The organism is Pseudomonas oryzihabitans, from assembly GCF_032027545.1.
GTDB lineage: Bacteria > Pseudomonadota > Gammaproteobacteria > Pseudomonadales > Pseudomonadaceae > Chryseomonas > Chryseomonas oryzihabitans_F.
Window position 1 is genome coordinate 202,289 of sequence record NZ_JAVSJB010000002.1, and the last position, 21,962, is coordinate 224,250.

Annotated in this window: 18 protein-coding genes; 14 read left to right on the plus strand and 4 right to left on the minus strand. The window is 66.5% G+C overall.

What is annotated here, in order from left to right:
* Positions 1–100: 100 nt before the first annotated feature.
* The 9 genes from RND78_RS03500 to RND78_RS03540 all read left to right on the plus strand — a co-directional run bounded on the left by RND78_RS03500 (position 101) and on the right by RND78_RS03540 (position 11,625).
* Positions 101–1,699 carry an ABC transporter substrate-binding protein gene (locus RND78_RS03500; protein ID WP_312726108.1) on the plus strand — a complete coding sequence of 533 codons (1,599 nt, stop codon included), beginning with the start codon at positions 101–103 and terminating at the stop codon, positions 1,697–1,699.
* A 71-nt stretch (positions 1,700–1,770) separates the two neighbouring features.
* Positions 1,771–3,369: an ABC transporter substrate-binding protein gene (locus RND78_RS03505; RefSeq protein WP_312726111.1), complete on the plus strand. Its 1,599-nt coding sequence runs from the start codon at positions 1,771–1,773 to the stop codon at positions 3,367–3,369.
* Positions 3,370–3,412: 43 nt separating this feature from the next.
* On the plus strand, positions 3,413–5,005 hold the full coding sequence (locus RND78_RS03510) for an ABC transporter substrate-binding protein (protein WP_409457012.1): 1,593 nt from the start codon (positions 3,413–3,415) through the stop codon (positions 5,003–5,005).
* Between the two features lie 146 nt (positions 5,006–5,151).
* The gene (locus RND78_RS03515; RefSeq protein ID WP_312726113.1) at positions 5,152–6,570 is read left to right on the plus strand and encodes an OprD family outer membrane porin; all 1,419 of its coding nucleotides are present in this window, start codon (positions 5,152–5,154) and stop codon (positions 6,568–6,570) included.
* Positions 6,571–6,888: 318 nt separating this feature from the next.
* Positions 6,889–7,899, plus strand: a complete 1,011-nt coding sequence (locus RND78_RS03520; protein WP_312726116.1) for an ABC transporter permease subunit — start codon at positions 6,889–6,891, stop codon at positions 7,897–7,899.
* Positions 7,900–7,921: 22 nt separating this feature from the next.
* The gene (locus RND78_RS03525; RefSeq protein WP_312726118.1) at positions 7,922–8,833 is read left to right on the plus strand and encodes an ABC transporter permease subunit; all 912 of its coding nucleotides are present in this window, start codon (positions 7,922–7,924) and stop codon (positions 8,831–8,833) included.
* A complete protein-coding gene (locus tag RND78_RS03530; protein WP_312726120.1) occupies positions 8,830–9,861 on the plus strand; it encodes an ABC transporter ATP-binding protein in 1,032 nt (343 codons plus the stop codon). Before RND78_RS03525 ends, RND78_RS03530 begins: the two co-directional genes overlap by 4 nt.
* Positions 9,848–10,858 (plus strand): peptide ABC transporter ATP-binding protein, encoded by a 1,011-nt coding sequence (locus RND78_RS03535; RefSeq protein WP_312726123.1) that lies wholly within the window; start codon positions 9,848–9,850, stop codon positions 10,856–10,858. The genes RND78_RS03530 and RND78_RS03535 overlap by 14 nt, the downstream gene beginning before the upstream one ends.
* 347 nt (positions 10,859–11,205) lie before the next feature.
* On the plus strand, positions 11,206–11,625 hold the full coding sequence (locus RND78_RS03540) for a GNAT family acetyltransferase (RefSeq protein WP_312726125.1): 420 nt from the start codon (positions 11,206–11,208) through the stop codon (positions 11,623–11,625).
* A 182-nt stretch (positions 11,626–11,807) separates the two neighbouring features.
* On the opposite strand, the gene RND78_RS03545 is transcribed toward RND78_RS03540, so the two are convergent.
* Positions 11,808–12,926 (minus strand): hypothetical protein, encoded by a 1,119-nt coding sequence (locus RND78_RS03545; RefSeq protein ID WP_312726128.1) that lies wholly within the window; start codon positions 12,924–12,926, stop codon positions 11,808–11,810.
* A 116-nt stretch (positions 12,927–13,042) separates the two neighbouring features.
* Here RND78_RS03545 and RND78_RS03550 point away from each other — a divergent pair, with 116 nt between their 5' ends.
* The 5 genes from RND78_RS03550 (at position 13,043) to RND78_RS03570 (ending at position 18,105) form a co-directional block, all read left to right on the plus strand.
* Entirely contained in the window at positions 13,043–13,348 is a 306-nt protein-coding gene (locus tag RND78_RS03550; RefSeq protein ID WP_312726131.1) for a nucleotide pyrophosphohydrolase, read from the plus strand.
* Positions 13,345–14,097: a methyltransferase domain-containing protein gene (locus RND78_RS03555; protein WP_312726133.1), complete on the plus strand. Its 753-nt coding sequence runs from the start codon at positions 13,345–13,347 to the stop codon at positions 14,095–14,097. The genes RND78_RS03550 and RND78_RS03555 overlap by 4 nt, the downstream gene beginning before the upstream one ends.
* Before the next feature lie 48 nt (positions 14,098–14,145).
* The gene (locus tag RND78_RS03560; RefSeq protein ID WP_312726135.1) at positions 14,146–14,757 is read left to right on the plus strand and encodes a DUF4136 domain-containing protein; all 612 of its coding nucleotides are present in this window, start codon (positions 14,146–14,148) and stop codon (positions 14,755–14,757) included.
* 64 nt (positions 14,758–14,821) lie between these two features.
* Complete coding sequence (locus RND78_RS03565; protein ID WP_295516795.1) at positions 14,822–15,406, plus strand: DUF4136 domain-containing protein; 585 nt, start codon at positions 14,822–14,824, stop codon at positions 15,404–15,406.
* A 161-nt stretch (positions 15,407–15,567) separates the two neighbouring features.
* Positions 15,568–18,105, plus strand: coding sequence for a diguanylate cyclase domain-containing protein (locus RND78_RS03570; RefSeq protein WP_312726140.1), 2,538 nt, complete (start codon positions 15,568–15,570; stop codon positions 18,103–18,105).
* Positions 18,106–18,112: 7 nt separating this feature from the next.
* On the opposite strand, the gene RND78_RS03575 is transcribed toward RND78_RS03570, so the two are convergent.
* From RND78_RS03575 to nirB, 3 genes are all read right to left on the minus strand, one after another.
* Positions 18,113–18,313, minus strand: a complete 201-nt coding sequence (locus RND78_RS03575) for a hypothetical protein (RefSeq protein WP_312726141.1) — start codon at positions 18,311–18,313, stop codon at positions 18,113–18,115.
* A 479-nt stretch (positions 18,314–18,792) separates the two neighbouring features.
* Positions 18,793–19,149, minus strand: a complete 357-nt coding sequence (nirD, locus tag RND78_RS03580; RefSeq protein WP_312726142.1) for a nitrite reductase small subunit NirD — start codon at positions 19,147–19,149, stop codon at positions 18,793–18,795.
* Between the two features lie 3 nt (positions 19,150–19,152).
* Complete coding sequence (nirB, locus tag RND78_RS03585) at positions 19,153–21,702, minus strand: nitrite reductase large subunit NirB (RefSeq protein ID WP_312726144.1); 2,550 nt, start codon at positions 21,700–21,702, stop codon at positions 19,153–19,155.
* Positions 21,703–21,962: the final 260 nt, after the last annotated feature.

A 21,962-nucleotide genomic window follows, 5' to 3' on the forward strand; every position in this document is an offset into this window, starting at 1 on the left:
TGGGCACAGGCTGTGCATGTGGGCCTATCTGTCCACAAGACATCGGCAATTCGTTTCGCAACGCCACACCCGGTTGCGCCGTCCCCGACATGAGGTCTCCATGCACAAGAACGTACTCGCTGCCCTTTTCGCCTCCGGTCTGCTGGCCGGGGCACCCCTGGCCCAGGCGGCCAACCTAGTGTTCTGCTCGGAAGGCAGCCCGGCCGGTTTCGATCCGGCGCAATACACCACCGGTACAGACTGGGATGCCTCAGCGGAGACCGTATTCAACGAACTGGTCCAGTTCGAGCGCGGCGGTACCCAGGTAAAGCCGGGCCTAGCCGAGAGCTGGGACATCAGCCCCGATAGCAAGACCTACACCTTCCACCTGCGTCAGGGGGTGAAATTCCACACCACCGACTACTTCAAGCCCACCCGCGACTTCAATGCCGACGACGTGGTCTTCACCTTCCAGCGCATGCTGGACAAGAACAATCCGTTCCGTAAGGCCTATCCGACCGAATTCCCCTACTTCACCGACATGGGCCTGGACAAGAACATTGCCAAGGTCGAGAAGGTCGACGAGCACACCGTACGCTTCACCCTGAACGACGTCGACGCAGCCTTCCTGCAGAACGTGGCCATGCCCTTCGCGGTGATTCTCTCCGCCGAGTACGCCGACCAGTTGCTCAAGCAGGGCAAGGCCGCCGAGATCAATCAGAAGCCCATCGGTACCGGCCCCTTCGTCTTCAACCGCTACCAGAAGGACGCGGTGATCCGCTTCAAGGCCAACCCCAGCTACTGGGACAAAGAAGACGGCCCCAAGGTGGACAACCTGATCTTCTCCATCAATACCGATCCCTCGGTACGGATGCAGAAGCTCAAGGCCGGCGAGTGCCAGATCACCGCCTACCCTCGACCGGCGGATCTGGAAGGCCTGAAGAAGGATCCCAACCTGCAAATGCCCTCGCAGCCTGGTTTCAACGAAGGCTGGCTGGGCTTCAACGTCAAGCACGCGCCGCTGGACAAGGTCGAGGTGCGCCAAGCGTTGGATATGGCCATCAACAAGAAGGCCATTATCGATACCGTCTACCAGGGGGCTGGCCAGGAGGCTGTCAACGCCATGCCGCCGACCCAATGGTCCTATGACACCTCGATCAAGGCAGTGCCCTACGATCCAGCCAAGGCCAAGGCCATGCTGGAAAAGGCTGGCGTCAAGGAAGGCACCGAGATCACCCTCTGGGCCATGCCGGTGCAGCGCCCCTACAACCCCAATGCGCGGCTGATGGCCGAGATGATCCAGCAGGACTGGTCCAAGGTCGGCGTCAAGGCCAAGATCGTCAGCTATGAATGGGGCGAGTACATCAAGCGTGCCCACAACGGTGAACACGACAGCCTGTTGATCGGCTGGAGCGGCGACAATGGTGATCCAGACAACTGGCTGGGCACCAACTTCGGTTGCGACGCGGTCGGCGGCAACAACTTCTCCATGTGGTGCTACAAGCCCTATGAGGATCTGATCCAGGCCGCCAAGCGCACCACCGACCAGGCCAAACGCACCGAGCTCTACCAGCAGGCCCAGAAGGTCATCATGGAGCAGCGCCCTCTGGCGCCCATCGCCCATTCGACCCTCTATATGCCCATGCGCAAAGAGGTCCAGGGCTTCAAGATCAGCCCCTTCGGACTGAACCAGTTCTACGGCGTCAGCGTCAGCAAGTGAAGCCTGTTGGTCAGGGTCGGGAGCCAGGCTCCCGGCCTTGGCCGTTCATTTGACTGATGGAGTGAACCCCCATGCGCCTTCCCTACGCCTACTCCCTGTTGGCGGCGAGCCTGCTCGCCTGTACTCCGCTCGCCCAGGCGGCGAGCAATCTCGTCTACTGCTCGGAAGCCAGCCCCGCCGGTTTCGATCCGGCGCAGTACACCTCGGGCACCGAGTTCGATGCCTCGGCCGAGACGGTCTTCAATCGCCTGGTACAGTTCCAGCGCGGCGGCACCACCCTGGAACCGGGTCTGGCGACCCGCTGGGAGGTGAGTGCCGATGGCAAGACCTATACCTTCCACCTGCGCCAGGGCGTGAAGTTCCACACCACCGATTACTTCAAACCCACGCGCGACTTCAACGCCGACGACGTGGTCTTCACCTTCCAGCGCATGCTGGACAAGGACCAGCCATTCCGGAAGGCCTACCCCACCGAATTCCCCTACTTCACCGACATGGGGCTGGACCAGAACATCGTCAAGGTGGCCAAGGTCGACGACCACACCGTGGTCTTCACCCTGAAACAGGTGGACGCCGCCTTCGCCGCCGACCTGGCCATGAGCTTCGCCTCCATCCAATCGGCCGAGTACGCCGGGCTGTTGCTCAAACAGGGCAAGCCGGAATTGCTCAACCAGCAACCCATAGGTACCGGGCCCTTCGTCTTCAGCCGTTACCAGAAGGATGCGGTGATCCGCTACAAGGCCAACCACGACTATTGGAAGCCCGAGGACGTCAAGCTCGACAACCTGATCTTCGCCATCACCCCCGATGCCGCCACCCGCCTGCAGAAGCTCAAGGCCAACGAGTGCCAGGTCAGCGGCTATGCGCGTCCTGCGGACCTGGTGGAGATGAAGCAGGATCCCCATCTCAAGGTGCTGCAGCAGCCAGGCTTCAACGTCGGCTTCCTCGCCTACAACGTCCAGCATCCGCCGCTGGACAAGCCCGAGGTGCGCCGCGCCCTGGACATGGCCATCAACAAGCAGGCCATCGTCGACACCGTGTTCCAGGGGGCCGGCCAGGTAGCGCAGAACGTGATCCCACCGAACCAGTGGTCCTACGACAAGCGCATCAAGGGTGCGCCCTACGATCCGGAAAAGGCCCGCGCGCTGCTCAAGCAGGCCGGGGTCAAGGACGGCACCGAGATCGCCCTCTGGGCCATGACGGTACAGCGCGCCTCCAACCCCAACGCCCGCCAGTCGGCGCAGATGATCCAGCAGGATTGGGCCAAGGTCGGCATCAAGGCCAAGATCGTCAGCTACGAATGGGGCGAGTACATCAAGAGAGCCAAGGCCGGCGAACACGATGTGCTGACCTACGGCTGGACCGGCGACAACGGCGATCCGGACAACTGGCTCGGCGTGCTCTACGGCTGCAGCGCCATCGGCGGCAGCAACTATGCGCGCTGGTGCGACCAGGACTACGACGCCCTGATCCGGAAGGCCAAGACCAGCAACGATCGCGCCGAGCGCACCCGCCTCTACGAGCAGGCGCAGCAGATCATCCGCCAGCAGATGCCGGTGAGTCCCATGGCCCATTCGGTGGTGTCCCAGCCCATGCGCCAGGAGGTGCAGGGCTTCAAGATCAATCCCTTCGGCGTCACCGGTTTCTATGGCGTAAGCCTCGACCGCTGACCCTGTCCGGCCCGCCCGGCGGGCCTTTCACGAGGAGCCTTTCGTGTCCAAGCCACTCTTTTCCCTATCGCTCGCCGCCCTGCTCTGCCTGACCGCCAATGCGGCCTTCGCCCGTCCCCTGGTGGTCTGCACCGAGGCCAACCCGGAAGGCTTCGATCCGGGGCGCTACACCTCGGGCTACACCTTCAACGCCTCGGCTACGCCGCTCTATAACCGCCTGGTGGAATTCAAGCAGGGCAGCGCCGAGCTGGAACCCGGCCTGGCGGAAAGCTGGGAGGTATCCCCGGATGGCCTGCAGTACACCTTCGCGCTGCGCCAGGGGGTGAAATTCCACACCACCGAGTACTTCAAGCCCACCCGCGACCTCAACGCCGACGACGTGGTGTTCAGCTTCGAGCGCATGCTCGACAAGAACAACCCCTGGTACAACCTCTCGCCCAGCGGCTACCCCTACGCCGCGGCCATGGAGATGGGCACCCTGATCAAGTCCATCGAGAAGGTGGACGACCAGCACGTGCGCTTCACCCTCAACCAGCCCGAGGCGCCCTTCCTCGCCGACCTGGCCATGGCTTTCGGTTCGATCCTGTCCAAGGAGTACGCCGACAGCCTGCTGGCCAGCAAGAAGACCGACGACATCAACCAGAAGCCCATCGGCACCGGTCCCTTCGTCTTCCAGCGCTACGCCAAGGATTCCAATACCCGCTACAAGGTCAACCCGGACTACTTCGGCAAGAAGCCGCAGATGGATGGCCTGGTGCTGGCGGTGACTCTGGACCCCAATGTGCGCATCCAGCGGGTGCGCAACAACGAGTGCCAGATCGGCCTGACGGTCAAGCCGCAGGATGTGCCGATGCTGAAACAGGACAAGAGCCTCAAGCTGGCCCAGGTGGAAAGCCAGACCACCTCCTACCTGGCGCTGAACACCAGGCACAAGCCGCTGAGCGACGTGCGGGTGCGCCAGGCCATCGCCATGGCCTTCGACCAGCAGAACTACCTGAAGACGGTGTTCGGCGAAGGCGGTGCCAAGGCCGCGATCAACCCCTACCCCTCTTCGCTGCTGGGCTACGCCAAGGACATCAAGCCCTGGCCGCATGACGTGGAGAAGGCCAAGGCCCTGCTCAAGGAAGCCGGCTATGCCGATGGCTTCACCCTCAAGTACTACATCAGCACCGGTAGCGGCCCGGGTGGCAGCCCGGCGCTGGTGGCCCAGCTGATCCAGGGCGACCTGGCCAAGATCGGTATCAAGGCCGAGATCACCCAGTTCGAATGGGGTGAGTTCATGAAGCGCACCAAGGCCGGCGAACACGACCTGATGATGGCGAGCTGGACCGGCGACAACGGTGATCCGGACAACTTCCTCACCAACAATTTGAGTTGCTCGGCGGCGGAAAGCGGCGAGAACCGCTCGTTCTGGTGCGACAAAGCCTTCAACGACGCCATCGAAAAGGCCAAGCGCATCAACGATCCGGCCCAGCGCGCTGCGCTCTACGAGCAGGCCCAGCAGATCTTCCACCAGCAGATGCCGTGGATTCCGCTGGCGCATCCGCTGTTCACCGACGTCCTGCAACCCAAGGTGCAGGGCTACGTCCAGAGTCCGCTGGGGGTCTATGACTTCTCCACGGTGACCCTCGACTGACCGGCGCCTGACGCCGCACCGAACCGGGCCCGGGCGGCCCGGCCTCCGCTGCCTTCCCGATGCGTGCCGTTTCTCGGCGCGGCGGGTTCGGCTGGCCGAAAAATGCCCAGACAACCAGAAAACACGATCGCTTTGGAGCACAACCGATGACCAACGTCCACCGTGGCGGCCTCGCCCTCTCCCTGTTGACCCTGGCCCTGGCCGCCCACGCCCAGTCCCCGGCGCCGACCGATCCCAGCTACGCCAATGAAGTCCAGACCCTGCCCAACGTGCAGAAGCCGGTGAAGGGTCAGGAAGGTGCCAAGGGCTTTCTCGCCGATGACAGCCTGACCCTGACCACGCGCAACTTCTTCTCCCGCGAGACCAGCTCAGATCCCATCTTCAGCTACGGAAAGAACGGCACCCGGGTCCGTACCCACTCCCGCAACACCTGGGTCCAGGCCACGGCGCTCAAGTACAGTTCCGGCTACACCCAGGGCACCGTGGGCTTCGGTATCGACGTGGCCGGCTACCAGGCCACCAACCTGGAGCGCGGCAAGGGTGAAATTGGCGGCGGCGGCAACCGCACCCTGGCCAATGCCGACGGTGAGGGCCATGCCGAGTGGTCCAAGCTGGGCATCGCCAATGCACGGATGCGGATATCCAACACCGAGCTCAAGGTCGGCCGCTTCATGCTCGACACCCCGGTGATCAGCTACAACGACAACCGCCCCTTCCCCTCCAGCTTCGATGGCCTGGCCTTCACCAGCGACGAGTGGGACAACCTCTCGCTGCAGGGCGGCACCTTCACCCGGGTGAGCCCGCGAACCGGCGCCGGCGACGAAAAGTGGACCACCGAGTACGGCACCCGCGAAGTCACCGCCGATCGCCTGAGCTTCCTCGGCGGCAACTACAAATTGCCCCAGGGCTGGGAGGTCAGCGTCTATGGCGCCAACTTCGAGGACGTCTGGAACCAGTACTTCCTGAGCCTGACCCAGTCCGGTGGCAACCTGGACACCTTTGCCTGGAAGGCGGTGGCCAACGCCTATCGCACCCTCGACGCCGGCAGCGCCAAGGCCGGCGACATCGACAACACCGCTTGGAGCCTGGCGTTCACCGGCAGCCACCAGGCCCACAGCCTGACCCTGGCCTATCAGCAGATCGACGGCAACGAGTACTTCGACTACGCCCACGAGACGGCGGCCATCTACCTGGCCAACTCCCTGGTCTCGGACTACAACGGCCCCAACGAGAAGTCGCTGCAGATCCGTTACGAAACTGACTGGAGCTATTTCGGCGTGCCCGGCCTGAGCACCGGTATCTGGTACGCCAAGGGCTGGGACATCGACGGCACCCACTACGATGCCGGCGCCGGCAAGTACGCCAACTATGCCGAGGTCCTGCAGCAGGATGGCGAGAAGCACCACGAGATCGGCCTGATCACCACCTACAAGGTGCAGCAGGGCGCCCTCAAGGACAGCCGCTTCCGCCTGCTGCTGACCGATCACCGCGCCAGCCAGAACCAGGTCGACGGCAACGTCAAGGAACTGCGCCTGGTCTCCACCCTGCCGTTCAACCTACTGTGATGGCCAGGTCCGGCAGATTCAGCGAAGCGCCCGGCATCTGGCCGGGATCGCGTCGCGAACACCGGCGAAGCCCGGGCTATGTCGAGGATGTCGACAGCGCGGGCGACGTGGTAACCTGCCGGGCTTGCAGCGCCGTTCCAGAGCGCTCTTCGACAGTTTCAGTAGGACCGAACGAGGCGCCTTCAGCAGGCGTCGCTCGTGCAGCGCCAGGATGGCGCCTTCAGGGATGAATGGAGACCCACAAGGTCTCATCCAAAAACGCGGCCGGGCAGGTACCCGCGCCGTCTTGATCAGCCTCAAGAGGAGATACCCCCTCCGATGCTCGCCTTCATCGCCCGTCGCTTCGGGCTGCTGATACCGACGTTCTTCGGCGTCACCCTGTTGACCTTCGCCCTGATCCGCCTCATCCCCGGCGATCCGGTGGAGGTCATGATGGGCGAACGCCGCGTCGATCCGCAGATGCATGCCGAAGCCATGCACCGCCTGGGTCTCGACAAGCCCCTGTACCAGCAGTACTTCGACTACATCGGCAATCTCGCCCAGGGCAACCTCGGCGAATCCCTGCGCAGTCGCGTCGGGGTCTGGGACGAGTTCCTGACCCTGTTCCCGGCCACCCTGGAACTCTCGGTGGCGGCCATGCTGTTCGCCACGGTGTTCGGCGTGCTGGCCGGCATCCTCGCCGCCCTGAGGCGCGGCACCACGGTGGACCACGGGGTGATGGGCGTGGCCCTGACTGGCTACTCGATGCCGATCTTCTGGTGGGGCCTGCTGCTGATCATGCTGTTCTCGGTACAACTTGGCTGGACCCCGGTCTCCGGCCGTCTGGACCTGCTCTACGACATCCCGCCGCGCACCGGCTTCATGCTCATCGACACCCTGCTCTCCGACGAGCCCGGCGCCTTCCTGGATGCGCTCAAGCACCTGATCCTGCCGGCCATCGTGGTGGGCACCATCCCCCTGGCGGTGATCGCCCGCATGACCCGCTCGGCCATGCTCGAGGTGCTGCGTGAGGACTACGTCCGCACGGCCCGGGCCAAGGGCCTGTCGCCCAAGCGGGTGGTCTTCGTCCATGCCCTGCGCAACGCCCTGATCCCGGTGCTGACGGTGCTCGGCCTGCAGGTGGGCAGCCTGCTCTCCGGCGCGGTGCTGACCGAAACCATCTTCTCCTGGCCCGGCATCGGCAAGTGGCTGATCGAGGCCATCGGCGCCCGGGACTACCCGGTGGTGCAGAACGGCATCCTGCTGATCGCCACCCTGGTCATCCTGGTCAATTTCGTCGTGGACATCCTCTACGGCCTGGTCAACCCGCGCATCCGCCACCAGCGTTGATGCGCCCGCACGGACAGAGCCTATGACAACGGTAAACACCCCGGCCGCTCAAGACCCGAGCGCCCTCTACCCCTCTCCCTTCAAGGAGTTCTGGCATGCCTTCGCCCGCAACAAGGGCGCCCTGGGCGGACTGATCTTCATGGTCATCGTGGTCTTCTGCGCACTCTTCGCGCCCTGGGTCGCGCCCCATGCGCCCAGCGAGCAGTTCCGCGACTTCATGCTCACCCCCCCGCTATGGCTGGAAGGCGGCACCCGTCAGTTCCTTCTGGGGACCGACGAACTCGGCCGCGACATCCTCAGCCGGTTGATCCACGGCGCCCGGCTGTCGCTGCTGATCGGTCTCGCCTCGGTGGTCTTCTCGCTGATCCCGGGCATCCTGCTCGGGCTGGTCGCCGGCTTCTCGCCCAATCGCGCGGGCCCGGTGATCATGCGCCTGATGGACATCATGCTGGCGCTGCCCTCGCTGCTGCTGGCCGTAGCCATCGTCGCCATCCTCGGCCCAGGCCTGATCAACACCGTGGTGGCCATCGCCGTGGTCTCGCTGCCCTCCTACGTACGCCTGACCCGCGCCGCGGTGATGGGCGAGCTGCATCGCGACTACGTCACCGCCTCGCGGCTGGCCGGCGCCGGCACCCTGCGGCTGATGTTCGTCAGCGTGCTGCCCAACTGCATGGCGCCGCTGATCGTCCAGGCCACCCTGAGCTTTTCCTCGGCGATCCTCGATGCCGCCGCCCTGGGCTTCCTCGGCCTTGGCGTGCAGCCACCCACCCCCGAGTGGGGCACCATGCTGGCCTCGGCCCGCGACTACATCGAGCGCGCCTGGTGGGTGGTGACCCTGCCGGGCCTCGCCATCCTCTTCACCGTGCTGGCCATCAACCTGATGGGCGACGGCCTGCGCGATGCCCTCGATCCGCGTCTGAAGGTGCAGTCATGAGCCTCCTCGAAATCCAGAACCTCTCGGTGCGCTTCGGCGGCACCGACGCCCCGCCGGTGGTGGAAGGCCTCGATCTCACGGTGGATCAGGGCGAGATCGTCGCCATCGTCGGAGAGTCCGGCTCCGGCAAGTCGGTGACCATGATGGCCGTGATGGGCCTGGTCGATCATCCTGGTCGCATCACCGCCGACCGGCTGCACTTCGACGGTCAGGACCTGCTCAGCCTCAAGGGCCGCCGTCGGCGCCACCTGATCGGCAAGGAGCTGTCGATGGTCTTCCAGGACCCGATGACGGCGCTCAATCCCAGCTATACCGTGGGCTTCCAGCTGGAAGAGGTGATCCGCCAGCACCTCGGTCTCAAGGGCGCCGCCGCCCGCCAGCGCGCCCTGCAACTGCTGGAGAAGGTGGAGATCCCGGCGGCCGCCAGCCGCCTGGGCGCCTATCCGCACCAGCTGTCCGGCGGCATGAGCCAGCGCGTGGCCATCGCCATGGCCATCGCCGCCGAGCCGCGCCTGCTGATCGCCGACGAACCCACCACTGCCCTGGACGTGACCATCCAGGCGCAGATCATGGAACTGCTGGTCAATCTGCAGCGCGACGAGGGCATGGGCCTGATCCTCATCACCCATGACCTCGCCGTGGTGGCCGAGACCGCCCAGCGCGTGGTGGTGATGTATGCCGGCCAGGCGGTGGAGAAAGGCGTGGTGCCGACCCTGTTCGACGCCCCCGCCCACCCCTACACCGAAGCCCTGCTGGCGGCCATTCCCGAGCACAGCCAGACGGACCGCCTGCACACCCTGCCGGGCATCGTCCCCGGTCGCTATGACCGTCCCGCCGGCTGTCTGCTCAGCCCGCGCTGCCCCTATGTACAGCCGCGCTGCCAGGAGAGGCCGGCGTTGGAACCCTACGACCGCGGCGCGGTGCGCTGCTTCTTCCCGCGCAATGTCAGCCCGGGCGAGGCGCCCAAGGTGCTGCCCGAACATCAACGACCCAGCCAGTTGCCGGAGGATCGCCATGGCGCCGTCTGAAGCCACCGTCCTCGCTAGCCCCGCTACCCAGGGGAGCGTCCTCGAAGCCCGGAACCTGACCCGGCACTACCAGCTCTCCCGCGGCCTGTTCAAGGACAGCGCCACGGTCAAGGCGCTTAACGGCGTCTCCTTCGATCTCCAGGCCGGGCGCACCCTGGCCGTGGTGGGTGAATCCGGCTGTGGCAAGTCCACCCTGGCCCGCGCCCTGACCCTGATCGAACAGCCCACCGCCGGCAGTCTGCTGATCGGCGGCCAGGACGTCGCCCAGGCCGACGCTGCCCGGCGCAAGGCACTGCGCCGCGAGGTGCAGATGGTGTTCCAGAACCCCTACGCCTCGCTCAATCCGCGGCGCAAGATCGGCGACCAGTTGGCCGAGCCGCTGCAGATCAACACCGACCTCTCCCGCGGCGAAAGACGCGAGAAGGTGCAGGCGATGATGCAGCAGGTGGGTCTGCGGCCCGAGCACTACCAGCGCTATCCACACATGTTCTCCGGCGGCCAGCGCCAGCGCATCGCCGTGGCCCGCGCCATGATGCTGCAACCCAGGGTGCTGGTGGCGGACGAGCCGACCTCGGCGCTGGACGTGTCCATCCAGGCGCAGGTGCTCAACCTGTTCATGGACCTGCAGCAGCAGTACCGCACGGCCTATGTGTTCATCTCCCACAACCTCTCGGTGGTGCGTCACATCGCCGACGAGGTGATGGTGATGTACCTCGGCTGCATCGTCGAGAAGACCAGCCGCGACCTGCTGTTCGAGCGGCCGCTGCATCCCTACACCCAGATGCTGCTGTCAGCCACCCCGAGCCTGCACCCGGACCCGAGCAAGCCGCGCATCCGCATCCAGGGCGAACTGCCCAATCCGCTGGACCCGCCACCCGGGTGCGTCTTCCACCGTCGCTGCCCCTATGCCACGGAGAAGTGCAAGACCGAGGTGCCGGCCCTGCGCAACGTGGAAGCCCGCCAGGTGGCCTGTCACTATGCGGAGAACTTTCTCTAGCTGGAAGCTAATCGCGGCCATGGCCGCGCTAGGTTGCCCGGTGGATGAGGCTGTGTCGTCAGGCCGTAGTGTGGAAAACGGCGCAGCCTTTTCCACGGGGAGTTCGCCGCTAGAGTTTCCCTCACCCCAGCCCTTTCCCGGAGGGAGAGGGGGCGCTTCGAGCGGACATTCGTCTTGGGTGGCTCAGGCGATAAGACAGTTGCTCCTACAGGGTGTATCAGGACCGTAGGAGTGGCCGCATCGGCGGACCGCCATGGCCGCGATGGAGCCATTGAAGCCAGCACCATCCTCGAAGCCCAAAACCACGCCTGTTATCTTTGGGCGTCGCCCCGCTTTTGGACTCTGCCATGCACATCCGCCCCTTCCAGCCCGCCGATACCGAGGCCGTGGTCAGCCTCTGGCAGACCTGCGGCCTGACCCGCCCCTGGAACGATCCCTATCGCGACATCGAGCGCAAGCTCGCCGAGCAGCCGGAGCTGTTCCTGGTGGGCGAGGTGGACGGCACCCTCATGGCCAGCGCCATGGTCGGCAATGACGGCCATCGCGGCTGGCTCTATTACCTGGCGGTGGCACCGGCGCATCGACGCCAGGGCCATGCCCGGCGCCTGATGGAAACCGCCGAACGCCTGCTGATCGAACGAGGCTGCCCCAAGCTGCACCTGATGGTGCGTCGCGAGAACACCGCGGTGGCCGGCTTCTATGCCGCCCTGGGCTACACCGAGGTGGAGGCCGTTACCTTGGGCAAACGGCTGATCGTTGATGATTAGCGTGGATGAGGAGGCAGCCTTGCTCGCCGCTGAAACCCTAGTGCCAATGGAAAACACTGTGTAGTTTTCCACGCTACAGACGCTCGGCTACGCGTAGGGTGGGTAACGGCGCAGCCTTACCCACATGGGGCTTTCCTTCCCAGTGGAAAACGCTCCGCGGTTTTCCACGCTACGGAGCCACCTTACCGAGGTAACAACCCCACCCGCGGCCCCGGATGCTTGCGGACCTCGGCGTAGGGCACCAGGGTGCCGCCGGGTTCGTCGCAGTTGCGGGCGGCGCGGAAGAAGGTCGGGCCGAGGTAGAGGCCCTCGGGCGTCAGGTACCAGGGGGCGAATTGCCAGACGTCGGCGCTGCGGTAGTCGCAGCCGTCGCCAGGGGCCGGGGCCTGCATCAATTCGGGATACAGGCGAATGAACAGCCGTATCACCCAGGGTGCCAGGGACTTTGCCCGGTAGTCCGCCAGGACCTGGGAATAGCGATCTTCCGCCACGGGCCGAATCGGCTTGCCGTGACCCAGCCAAAGGAAATCCTCCAGCGCCAGCTCCTGGCCGGTCTTGAGGTCCAGGGTCAGGGGCGCACTGCCGAAATCCGGATGGGCGGCGCCGCTGCAGCTGTACTGGCTGAACAGGTTGACGCTGAGCACCCGCTCGGTGAGCAATTGGGGCGTCACCGTCAGGCTATGGTCGCCATCGCTGCCGACGCAGCTCAGATGGGCATCCACCTCCGCCCAGAGTCGCTCGCGCAGCGCAGCATTGGCCGTCTCGCTGGCGCCTGCCACGGTGAACAGCCGCATGCCCGAGACCGGCTCGCGCCACCAGCGCAGCTCGCGGCCCATGAAGGCCTGGCGCTCGCCTTGTTCCAGCTTGAGCCCCTGCAGGCGACGGAATTCGTAGGGATCGTCCTGGCGCAGTTTCTGCCGATAGCCATCCAGGGCGGTGGCCGGCTCCAACTGCAGGGGGGCCAGGGCGATGGGCAGGGTCTTGCCGTCGCCGCTCCAAATGCCGGTCCAGCGACCGTCCTTCCCGCGCGTCAGCGACCAGCTTGCCTTGGGGCCGTCCTGCCAGGGCGCGCCTTCCTCCAATTTCAGCTGGTCACCCGACTGCGCCGGACCGCTCAGCCGCAGATCACGTCGGTAGCGGTCGTAGAAATAGCGACCATAGGCTTCGTCACCCGCCGCCGTGTCGACGTCCACCACCACGACGGCCTTGCCGAGGGTCCCTTCCAGCAGCAGTTTTTCCGCATGGGCACTGCCGGTGAACGTGATCAGCGCCAACCACAGCGCGCAAAGGCGAACGCTCATAGGGTCTCCAGTTTTGCCTCGATGGCCTCAGGGTAGAGCAGCGGCGTCAGGCTGTCCTCTACAGGCGTCGCTCACCCATGGGAGAATGAGCCTTTTCCGCGAATCCTCGGACGCCCATGGACCTCCCCGCCCTGCTCTCCCGCCTGCACACCATCCGCGACGCCAACGCCTGGCGGCGTTACCACAACCCCAAGAACCTGGCGATGGCCGCCAGCGTCGAGATGGCCGAGCTGGTGGAGATCTTCCAGTGGAAGAGCGACGCCGAGGCGCGCGAACTGAGCGCTGCCGAGCGCGAACATGCCGGCCAGGAGATCGCCGACGTGCTGCTCTATCTGCTGCAACTGGGCAGCGAACTGGGGCTGGACGTGGAGCAGGCGGTACTGGCCAAGCTGGCCGACAACGAAAGGCGCTTCCTGCCATGAGCGATACCTTCTTCGACGACCGTGCCACCCGCTTCGCCGCCAACATCTATGGCGGCACCAAGGGCGCCATTCGCCTCGCCGTGCTGCAGGCGGACCTCGCCGAGGTGCTGCCGCAACGCCCGCTGCGGGTGCTGGACATAGGTGCCGGCCTCGGCCACATGAGTCTCTGGCTGGCCCGGCAGGGTCACGCCGTGACCCTGGCCGAACCCTCGGCCCCCATGTTCGCTGGCGCCCAGGAGGCCTTCGCCGCTGCCGGCTTGACCGCCGACTGGCTGGCGCTGCCCTGGCAGGAGTTGCCCGGCTTCGCCGAACCCTTCGACCTGGTGCTCTGCCACGCCGTGCTGGAATGGCTGGAGACGCCCACGGCGATCCTGCCCACGCTGCACCGCTGCCTGGCCCAGGGCGGCTGGCTGTCCCTGGCCTTCTACAACCGCGATGCCCTGATCTATCGCAACCTGCTCAAGGGGCATTTCCGCAAGCTCAGGCGCGGCCACTACGCCGGTGAAGGGCGCGGCCTCACCCCGCAACAGCCCCTCGATCCGCGCGAGGTGGAGACCTGGCTGGCGCCGCAGTGGCAGATCCAGGCACGCAGCGGCGTGCGCGTCTTCCACGACTACATGCCAGCGGATTTCCAGTCCCGTGCCGACGCCGAGGAACTGGTGGCCATGGAGCTGGCCCATCGGCGCCATCCGGTCTTCGCTGGCCTGGGGCGCTACCTGCATTGGCTCTGCCAGGCTAAGGCAGGATAGCGCCGGGCACGGTATGCTCTGGCCAGGCACTCCGTCGAGGAAGAGGTCATGCGTCGCCCCCTGTTCTGCCTGTCGCTCGCGCTGTTCACCCTGGCCGGTTGCCAGAGTCCCAATCCCTACGTCGCCAGCAGCCTGCCGGAGGCCTCCGCGCCGGTGCTGCCGCAGCAGGATCCGGCGGCCTATCCGGTGGCGCTCACCGACTGGAGTCGCTACCGGACCTGGACCTGGGCGCCCGGTGCCGCGGTGGTCAGTGGAGGCCTGGATGGCCAGACCGTACAGCAGGTGGTAGCGGACGGCCTCGACCAGCGTGGCCTGCGACCAGCCGTCGGCGGCACCCGCGCCGACCTGCAGGTACGCGCCCGCCTCACCCAGCAGCAGCGCAGCGAGCAGTACACCGACTATTACGACACCAACTATGGCTACGGTGGCTACGGCCCCTATGGCTACGGCCCCGGCTACGGCGCCACGGTTGGCCAGGCGCGCACCCGTACCCGCACCTACGTGGTCGACGTGCTGGAGGTGGAACTGCTGGACCCCGCCACCGGCCGCCTGCTCTGGCATTCGTCCGCCGAGCAGGCCGCGGGCGGCAGCAGCGGCGAACGCGCCCGTGCCCTGAGGGACACCACCCAGCGGCTGCTGGCCAACTATCCGCCACGCTGACGGGGGATAAGTCGTCCTTAAGCCAGTCCAAGCAGACTGACCACCTCATCGTCGAGGCCTGCCCATGAAACGCTGCCTGCTCCTACTTTCGGTCCTGCTGCTCGCCGCCTGCGCCGAGCGGGGGCCAAACAATCTGGACTACGATGCCAGCCGCGATTTCGCCGCCTATCGCAGCTGGAGCTGGGCCGATCCGGCGATCGAGTACCGCCCCAACGATCCGCGCATCCGCAGCGATCTCACCGAGCAGCGCCTGCGCGATGCGGTCAGCGGCGGCCTCGATCAGCGCGGGCTGCGCCCTGCCGCGGCCGGCACCCGGCCGGACCTGAAGATCAAGCTCTATGTGATCCTCGACCAGCGCCAGCAGAGCTACAGCTACGCCGATCCCTACTGGGGCGGTGGCTGGGGCGGCCCCTGGGGTCCTGGCTGGGGCCCTGGTCCCTGGGGACCCGGCTACGTGCGCACCCAGACCGTCAGCTATCCGGTGATGACGGTGCAGCTCGACATGCTCGACGGTCGCGACGGCAAGCTGGTCTGGCGCGCCAGCGAAGAGCGCCTGGCGGACGACCAGAACGCCACGCCCGCCCAGCGCAACGCCGCCTTCGGCCGCCTGGTCAACGAGTTGCTGACCGCCTACCCGCCGCACCGCTGAGCGCAACGACCGTCCGGGGAATCGCCACCGCCCCTGGTCAGAAGGCCAGGGGACGTAGGACGTAGGGCCAGGGATAATGACCGCTGGCCAGGTCAGCCTCTCGACCCTTTCCGGCAGCCGTCCGAGCACCTGACCGTCGTCCTTCCGCCCCCAGGTCTCGCATGTCGTCAACTCCCGTCGCCACCCGCCGCAGCCACAACCTCCTGCTGCGGCTATTTCCGGCCATCTGCGCCCTGCCGATCCTGCTCGGCCTGGGCTGCTACCTGCTGATCAAGACCGCCACCAGCCAGGATGCCGACGTCCAGCAACGCGCCCAGACCTACATCGCCCGTACTCTGGCCCAGGTGCAGAACGAGATCGGCCACAACATCATCAACTACGCCAAGTGGGGCGAGGCCTACAAGCACCTGCATCTGAGCGTGGACCTGTTCTGGGCCAACGACGAGCGCAACGTCGGCGACATTCCCTACGAGCTCTATGGCTACAACGGCGTGTTCGTCCTGAACCCCGAGGATCGCACCGTCTATGCGGTGATCGACGGCGTGCCTACGCAGCGTCCCGCCGAGCAATGGCTGCAGGGCGACCTGACCGAACTGCTGGCGGCGACGCGCGATCACCCCGGGGAAACCGACAGCGTGGTACGCCTGTTCGGCGTCGCCGGGGTACCCGCGCTGGTCGCCGCAGCGACCATCACGCCCGGTGCCAGCTCCAGCGTCTCCGCCGAGGCCGGGACGCCGTCGGTGATGCTGTTCGTCAACGTCCTCGATCCGGTCAAGCTGGACCACCTGAGCGATACCTACGGCCTGCCGGCGCTGCAGCCTTCGCCGACGCCCCTGGAAGGCTTCGAGTCCATGCACCTGCTGGACTCCCCCTGGCTGCTCAACTGGCGGCCGCCGCAGCCCGGTGCCCACCTCTTGCGCCAGACCCTGCCGGTGTTTCTCGCCGGGGTGCTGATGCTGGCCCTGGTGCTGGCGCTGTTGATTCGCCACGCCCTGAGTTCGGCCCGCCAGCTCGACCAGCAGTTCGATGCCCTGGTCGCCAGCCAGGCGGAACTGACCCGCAGCGAAAGACGCTTTCGCGACCTCGCCGAGGCCGCCTCCGACTGGCTCTGGGAGGTCGATACCGAAGGCCGGATCTCCTACCTGTCCGAGCGCTTCGCCCGGGTCACCGGCAATACCCCGCACAGCTGGCTGGGCCGCTCCCTGGCCGAGCTGTTCAGCCCCGAGACGACCACCCTGGCCGCCTGGCTCGCCGCCAGCACCCAGCGCAGCGATGAGCGCGAAGTGCTGCGCTGCCACTATCGCGACCGCCTGGGCCAGCCCCGCGTCTGCGAGATCACCGCCCGGCCGCTGCCCCAGGGCAATGGCTACCGCGGCACCGCCAGCGACATCACCGCCGCGGTCACCGCCCAGGCGGAAATCGAGCACCTGTCCCTGCACGACAGCCTGACGGGCCTCTCCAACCGCCTGCATCTGCAGCAATTCCTTGCCGGTCAGCTCATGGAGACGGCGGCCCCCCTCACCCTGCTCAGCCTCGACCTGGACCGCTTCAAGCCGATCAACGACAGTCTCGGGCACGCCGCCGGCGACCACGTGCTGCAGAAGGTCGCCCAGCGCCTGCAGACCAACCTGCGTCCCGGGGGGCTGGTGGCCCGCATCGGTGGCGACGAATTCATCGTGGTCCTGCTGGGCGCCCTGGAAACGGAGGTGATCGAGCAGATCTGCGCGCGCCTGGTGGCGGCCCTGAACCAGCCCATCGTCCTGGAAGAGCAGACCGTCAGCGTCGGCACCAGCATCGGCATCGCCCAGGCCCCCAGCCAGGCCAGCCAGGCCGAAGAATTGCTGCGGCTGGCCGACATCGCGCTCTACCAGGCCAAGGCCGCGGGACGTAACGGCTGGTGCTTCTACGCTTCGGCGATGGACGCCCAGCTCAGCCAGCGCCGCCAACTGGAACAGGAGCTGCGCCTGGCCATGGAGCAGGCCCGCGACCAGCTGCGCCTGCACTTCCTGCCGTACCGGGCCAATCGCGACGGCGACCTGCTGGGCTTCGAGGCCCAGGTGTTCTGGGCGCATCCGACCCGCGGTCTGCTGCCTCCCGCCGCCTTCCTGCCGCTGGCCGAGGACAGCGGCCTCAGCCTCCCCTTGGGTAGCTGGCTGCTGGACCAGGCTTGCCGCGCGGCGGCGACCTGGCCCGCCGGACTCAAGGTCGGGGTGCGGCTGTCGACCCGCCAGTTCAATGGCCGTGCACCACTGGCGGACGGCGTCGCCCAGGCCCTGCAGGACAGCGGTCTTACGCCCGCGCGGCTGGAACTCCAGGTCAGCGAAGCGACGTTACAAGACGATACCGAAGCACGGCTCGGGCAACTGGCAGCGCTCAAGGGGCTGGGCGTGCGCCTGAGCCTGGCGGACTTCGCGGGGGGCTGCGCCGCACTCGCCCAGGTGCGCCGCCTGCCAATGGACGGCGTGCGCCTCGACCCGGGCCGACTGCCACCCGACGAGAACGGCTCGGCCGATCCGACCATCGTCCGCTCGCTGGCCATCCTCGGGCGGTCGCTGGGCGTAGACGTGGTCATCGAAGGGCTGACGGCAACGCAGCGGGAGTGGCTAGACGACCTGCCCTGCGACGAGGTCCAGGACGACATCGCCCTGGCCGCCAGCGAGCTGGCGCCGCTACTGGCCCGCGTGGCGCCTCCCGTCTAGCCTTGCGTCAGAGGCGCTCCAGCCAACCGAGGTCGCCGCCCCGCGTCGGCACCGGATAACAGCCGTAGGGGGCATAGCCATGGGTGCAAACCGGATCGGCGAGCTGCAGCGGCTCCGGCGGCGACCGCGTCAACCAGCCATCCAGCACGGCGAGCGCGAGCAACAGGGCGATGAAGAGCACGGAGCAAATGGTTCTTGTCGTACGCATGGTGACCTCCTGCGGGGCATGGCGACAGTCCGACGGACAATGCCCTGCCTCTGCAGTATCGACCCACCGCGGCTGCTCCGCCGCCCCGGACGGACACCATTCGCGCAATGCTGCACTACCGCTGGTGCAACAGTTACCTCTGCGGACGCAGGGCTTCCCGGACCAGGCTGCGCGGCCGCCCTCCCCACCAGCCCATTCCCCGCTCCCCTGGGAGAGGACGAGGATGAGGGCAATCCGACCGCCTCGCTGATCAGTCCCGGACAAGGCTCGGCCGTTGTCCAGGCCACAACAGAAACAACATCGCTACACCGAACCATCCCTTCTCCTCCCGGGAGAGCGCCAGGATGAGAGCAATCCGACCGCCTCGCTGATCGGTCCCGGACAAGGCTCCGCCGTTGTCCAGGCTACGGCACTCAGGCCTTCGCTCCCTACCGTCCCCTCGCCCTCCGGGAGAGGGTTGGGGTGAGGGTAGATCCGTCTCAGGCGATCTCCACCTGGTCTCCGTTCAGCCGCACCGCCCAGGTGGGCAGCGCCTGCTCGGGATACTCCAGGCAGCCGCCGTCGCTCAGGCGGAAATGCTGCTTGTACAGCGGCGAGGCGATCACCAGGTCGTCGCCCAACTGGCCGACGATGCCGCGGCCGATGACATTGGCGCCGGACTTGGGATCGCGGTTGCCCACGGCGAAGACCTTCTGCGCGGTGTCGGGCAGGTAGAACAGCGCCACCTGCTCACCGTCGTGCAGGGCCACCACGCCGGATTGGGGCACCAGGTCGGCCAGGCTGCACAGCGGGCGCCAGGCAGGCTGCGGGGCGCGTGCGGTATTGGTCTGGGTCATGAGTCAAGCCTCCTCGGTGACGGCGATGAGCTGAAGCTCGCCATGGCGCGCCGGCCGGCGCTGGCCGCGCTCCTTGACGAAGTGGATGTCCGGATCGCCGCCGCGCTCATTGACGAAGGTGCGGAAGCGCTTGAGCTTGTCGGGATCGTTCAGGGCATTGGCCCATTCGCACTCGTAGCGATCCACTACCAGCTGCATCTGGGCTTCCAGCTCGGCACCCAGGCCCAGGCTGTCGTCGATGATCACCTGCTTGAGGTAGTCCAGCCCGCCTTCCAGGGACTCGCGCCACACCGAGGTGCGCTGCAGGCGGTCGGCGGTGCGTATGTAGAACATCAGCAGGCGGTCGATGTAGCGGATCAGCGTTTCGTCATCCAGGTCGGTGGCGAACAGCTCGGCGTGGCGCGGGCGCATGCCACCGTTGCCGCAGACATAGAGGTTCCAGCCGTTCTCGGTGGCGATCACGCCGATGTCCTTGCTCTGCGCCTCGGCGCATTCACGGGTGCAGCCGCTGACGGCGAACTTGAGCTTGTGCGGCGAACGCAGGCCCTTGTAGCGGTGCTCGATGTCGAGCGCCATCTTGACGCTGTCCTGCACCCCGTAGCGGCACCAGGTGCTGCCCACGCAGCTCTTCACCGTACGAGTCGACTTGCCGTAGGCATGGCCGGTCTCGAAGCCGGCGGCGATCAGTTCGCCCCAGATGTCCGGCAGTTCGTGCAACTGGGCGCCGAACAGGTCGATGCGCTGGCCGCCGGTGATCTTGGTGTAGAGGTCGTATTTCTTCGCCACCTGGCCGATGGCGATCAGGCCTTCCGGGGTGATCTCGCCGCCCGGGATGCGCGGTACCACCGAGTAGGTACCGTTCTTCTGCATGTTGGCCATGAAGGTGTCGTTGGTGTCCTGCAGAGGCACCAGGTGCGGATCGGTGATGGAGCCGTTCCAGCAGGACGCCAGGATGGAGCCCACCGCCGGCTTGCAGATGTCGCAGCCGTGGTGACCGCGGCCATGGCGCGCCAGCAGTTCGTCGAAACTCTCGATACCTTCCACGCGCACCAGGTGATAGAGCTCCTGACGGGTATGGGCGAAGTGCTCGCAGAGGCTCTTGTCGACCGCCACGCCGCGGGCGATCAGCTCGTGCTCGAACACCTGCTTGACCAGCGCGGCGCAGCCACCGCAACCGGTACCGGCCTTGGTGCAACTCTTGATACCGGCGAGGTCGGTGCAGCCGGCGTCGATGGCGGCGCACACCGCGCCCTTGGTGACGTTGTGGCAGGAGCAGAGGGTCGCGGTGGCCGGCAGGGCATCGGCACCCAGGGTGGGGGCGCCCTCGCCCACCGGCATGATCAGGCTGGCCGGGTCCTGGGGCAGCGGGATGCCGTTCTGGGCGTATTGCAGCAGGGTGTCGTAGTAGCTGTTGTCACCCACCAGCACGGCGCCGAGGACGTGCTTGCCATCGGCGGAGACCACCAGGCGGCGGTAGCTGGCGCTGGCCTCGTCGATGTAGCGATAGCTGCGCGCACCCGGGGTAGCGCCGTGGGCATCGCCGATGGAGCCCACGTCCACGCCCAGCAGCTTGAGCTTGGTGGACATGTCGGCGCCAGTGAAGGGAGTGCTCTGGCCGTGGCAGAGTTCGGCGGCCACCAGGCGCGCCATCTGGTAGCCCGGGGCGACCAGGCCGAAGATGCTGCCGTTCCAGGCCGCGCACTCGCCGATGGCATGGATGGCGGGGTCGCTGGTCAGGCAGAGGTTGTCCACCGCCACCCCGCCACGAGGGCCGAGTTCCAGGCCGCAGCCGCGGGCCAGGGCGTCCTGGGGACGGATGCCGGCGGAAAACAGGATGAGGTCGGTCTCGAGGAAATCCTCGCCGGCGAAGTTCATGCGGTAGCGATACTCGCTGCCGGCGGTGATGTTCTGGGTGGCCTTGGACAGGTGCACGCCCACGCCGAGGTCTTCGATACGCTGCTTGAGCGCGGCGCCGCCGAGATCGTCCAGCTGCACCGGCATCAGGCGTGGGGCGAATTCCACCACATGGGCTTCCAGGCCCAGGGACTTCAGCGCATTGGCCGCTTCCAGACCGAGCAGGCCACCGCCCACCACCACGCCACGGCGGGCCTTGGTGGCGGCCAGGCGGATGGTGTCCAGGTCGTCGAGGGTCCGGTAGACCAGCCGCGAATCACCCTCGGCCCCTTCGATGGGCGGCACGAACGGGTAGGAGCCGGTGGCCAGCACCAGGCGCTCGTAACCGAAGGCGCCGTCGGCGGTCAGCACCTCGCGCCGCTCACGGTCGATGGCGGTCACCGCGCAGCCCAGGTGCAGTACCAGGCCGGGCACGGCATAGAGACCGGCTTCGCTCATGGCCAGGGATTCGGCGTCGCGACCGGCGAAGTATTCGGAGAGGTGCACACGGTCATAGGCACGCTGGCGCTCTTCGCCGAAAACGTGGATCTCGTAGTGGTCCAGGGCACCGGCCGCCAGCAGTTGCTCGACGAGGTGATGGCCGACCATGCCGTTGCCGACGACGATCAGGCGTTCTTTGCGGGTCACGATGCTGTTCATGGAGGCTATCCCCCGGCCGAGGCCAATCAGGTTGATTCGCGGCAATAAAAAAAGGCGCCTGAAACCTTGCGGTCTCAGGCGCCTTTGCCTGTTCTCTGTAAGGAGGAGCGCTTGGCGCTGCTCCGTGCCCGTTGCCTGCAGTGGCAGTCGATCGCCGTTGATCGACCGGGCGACCCGAATTGGCGGGTCTGCCATGGCTCCTGCATCGGCTGTGCCAGTTCCGCTGGAGGTCGTGAAAACCCCCGGCTGGCGCGGCCTGT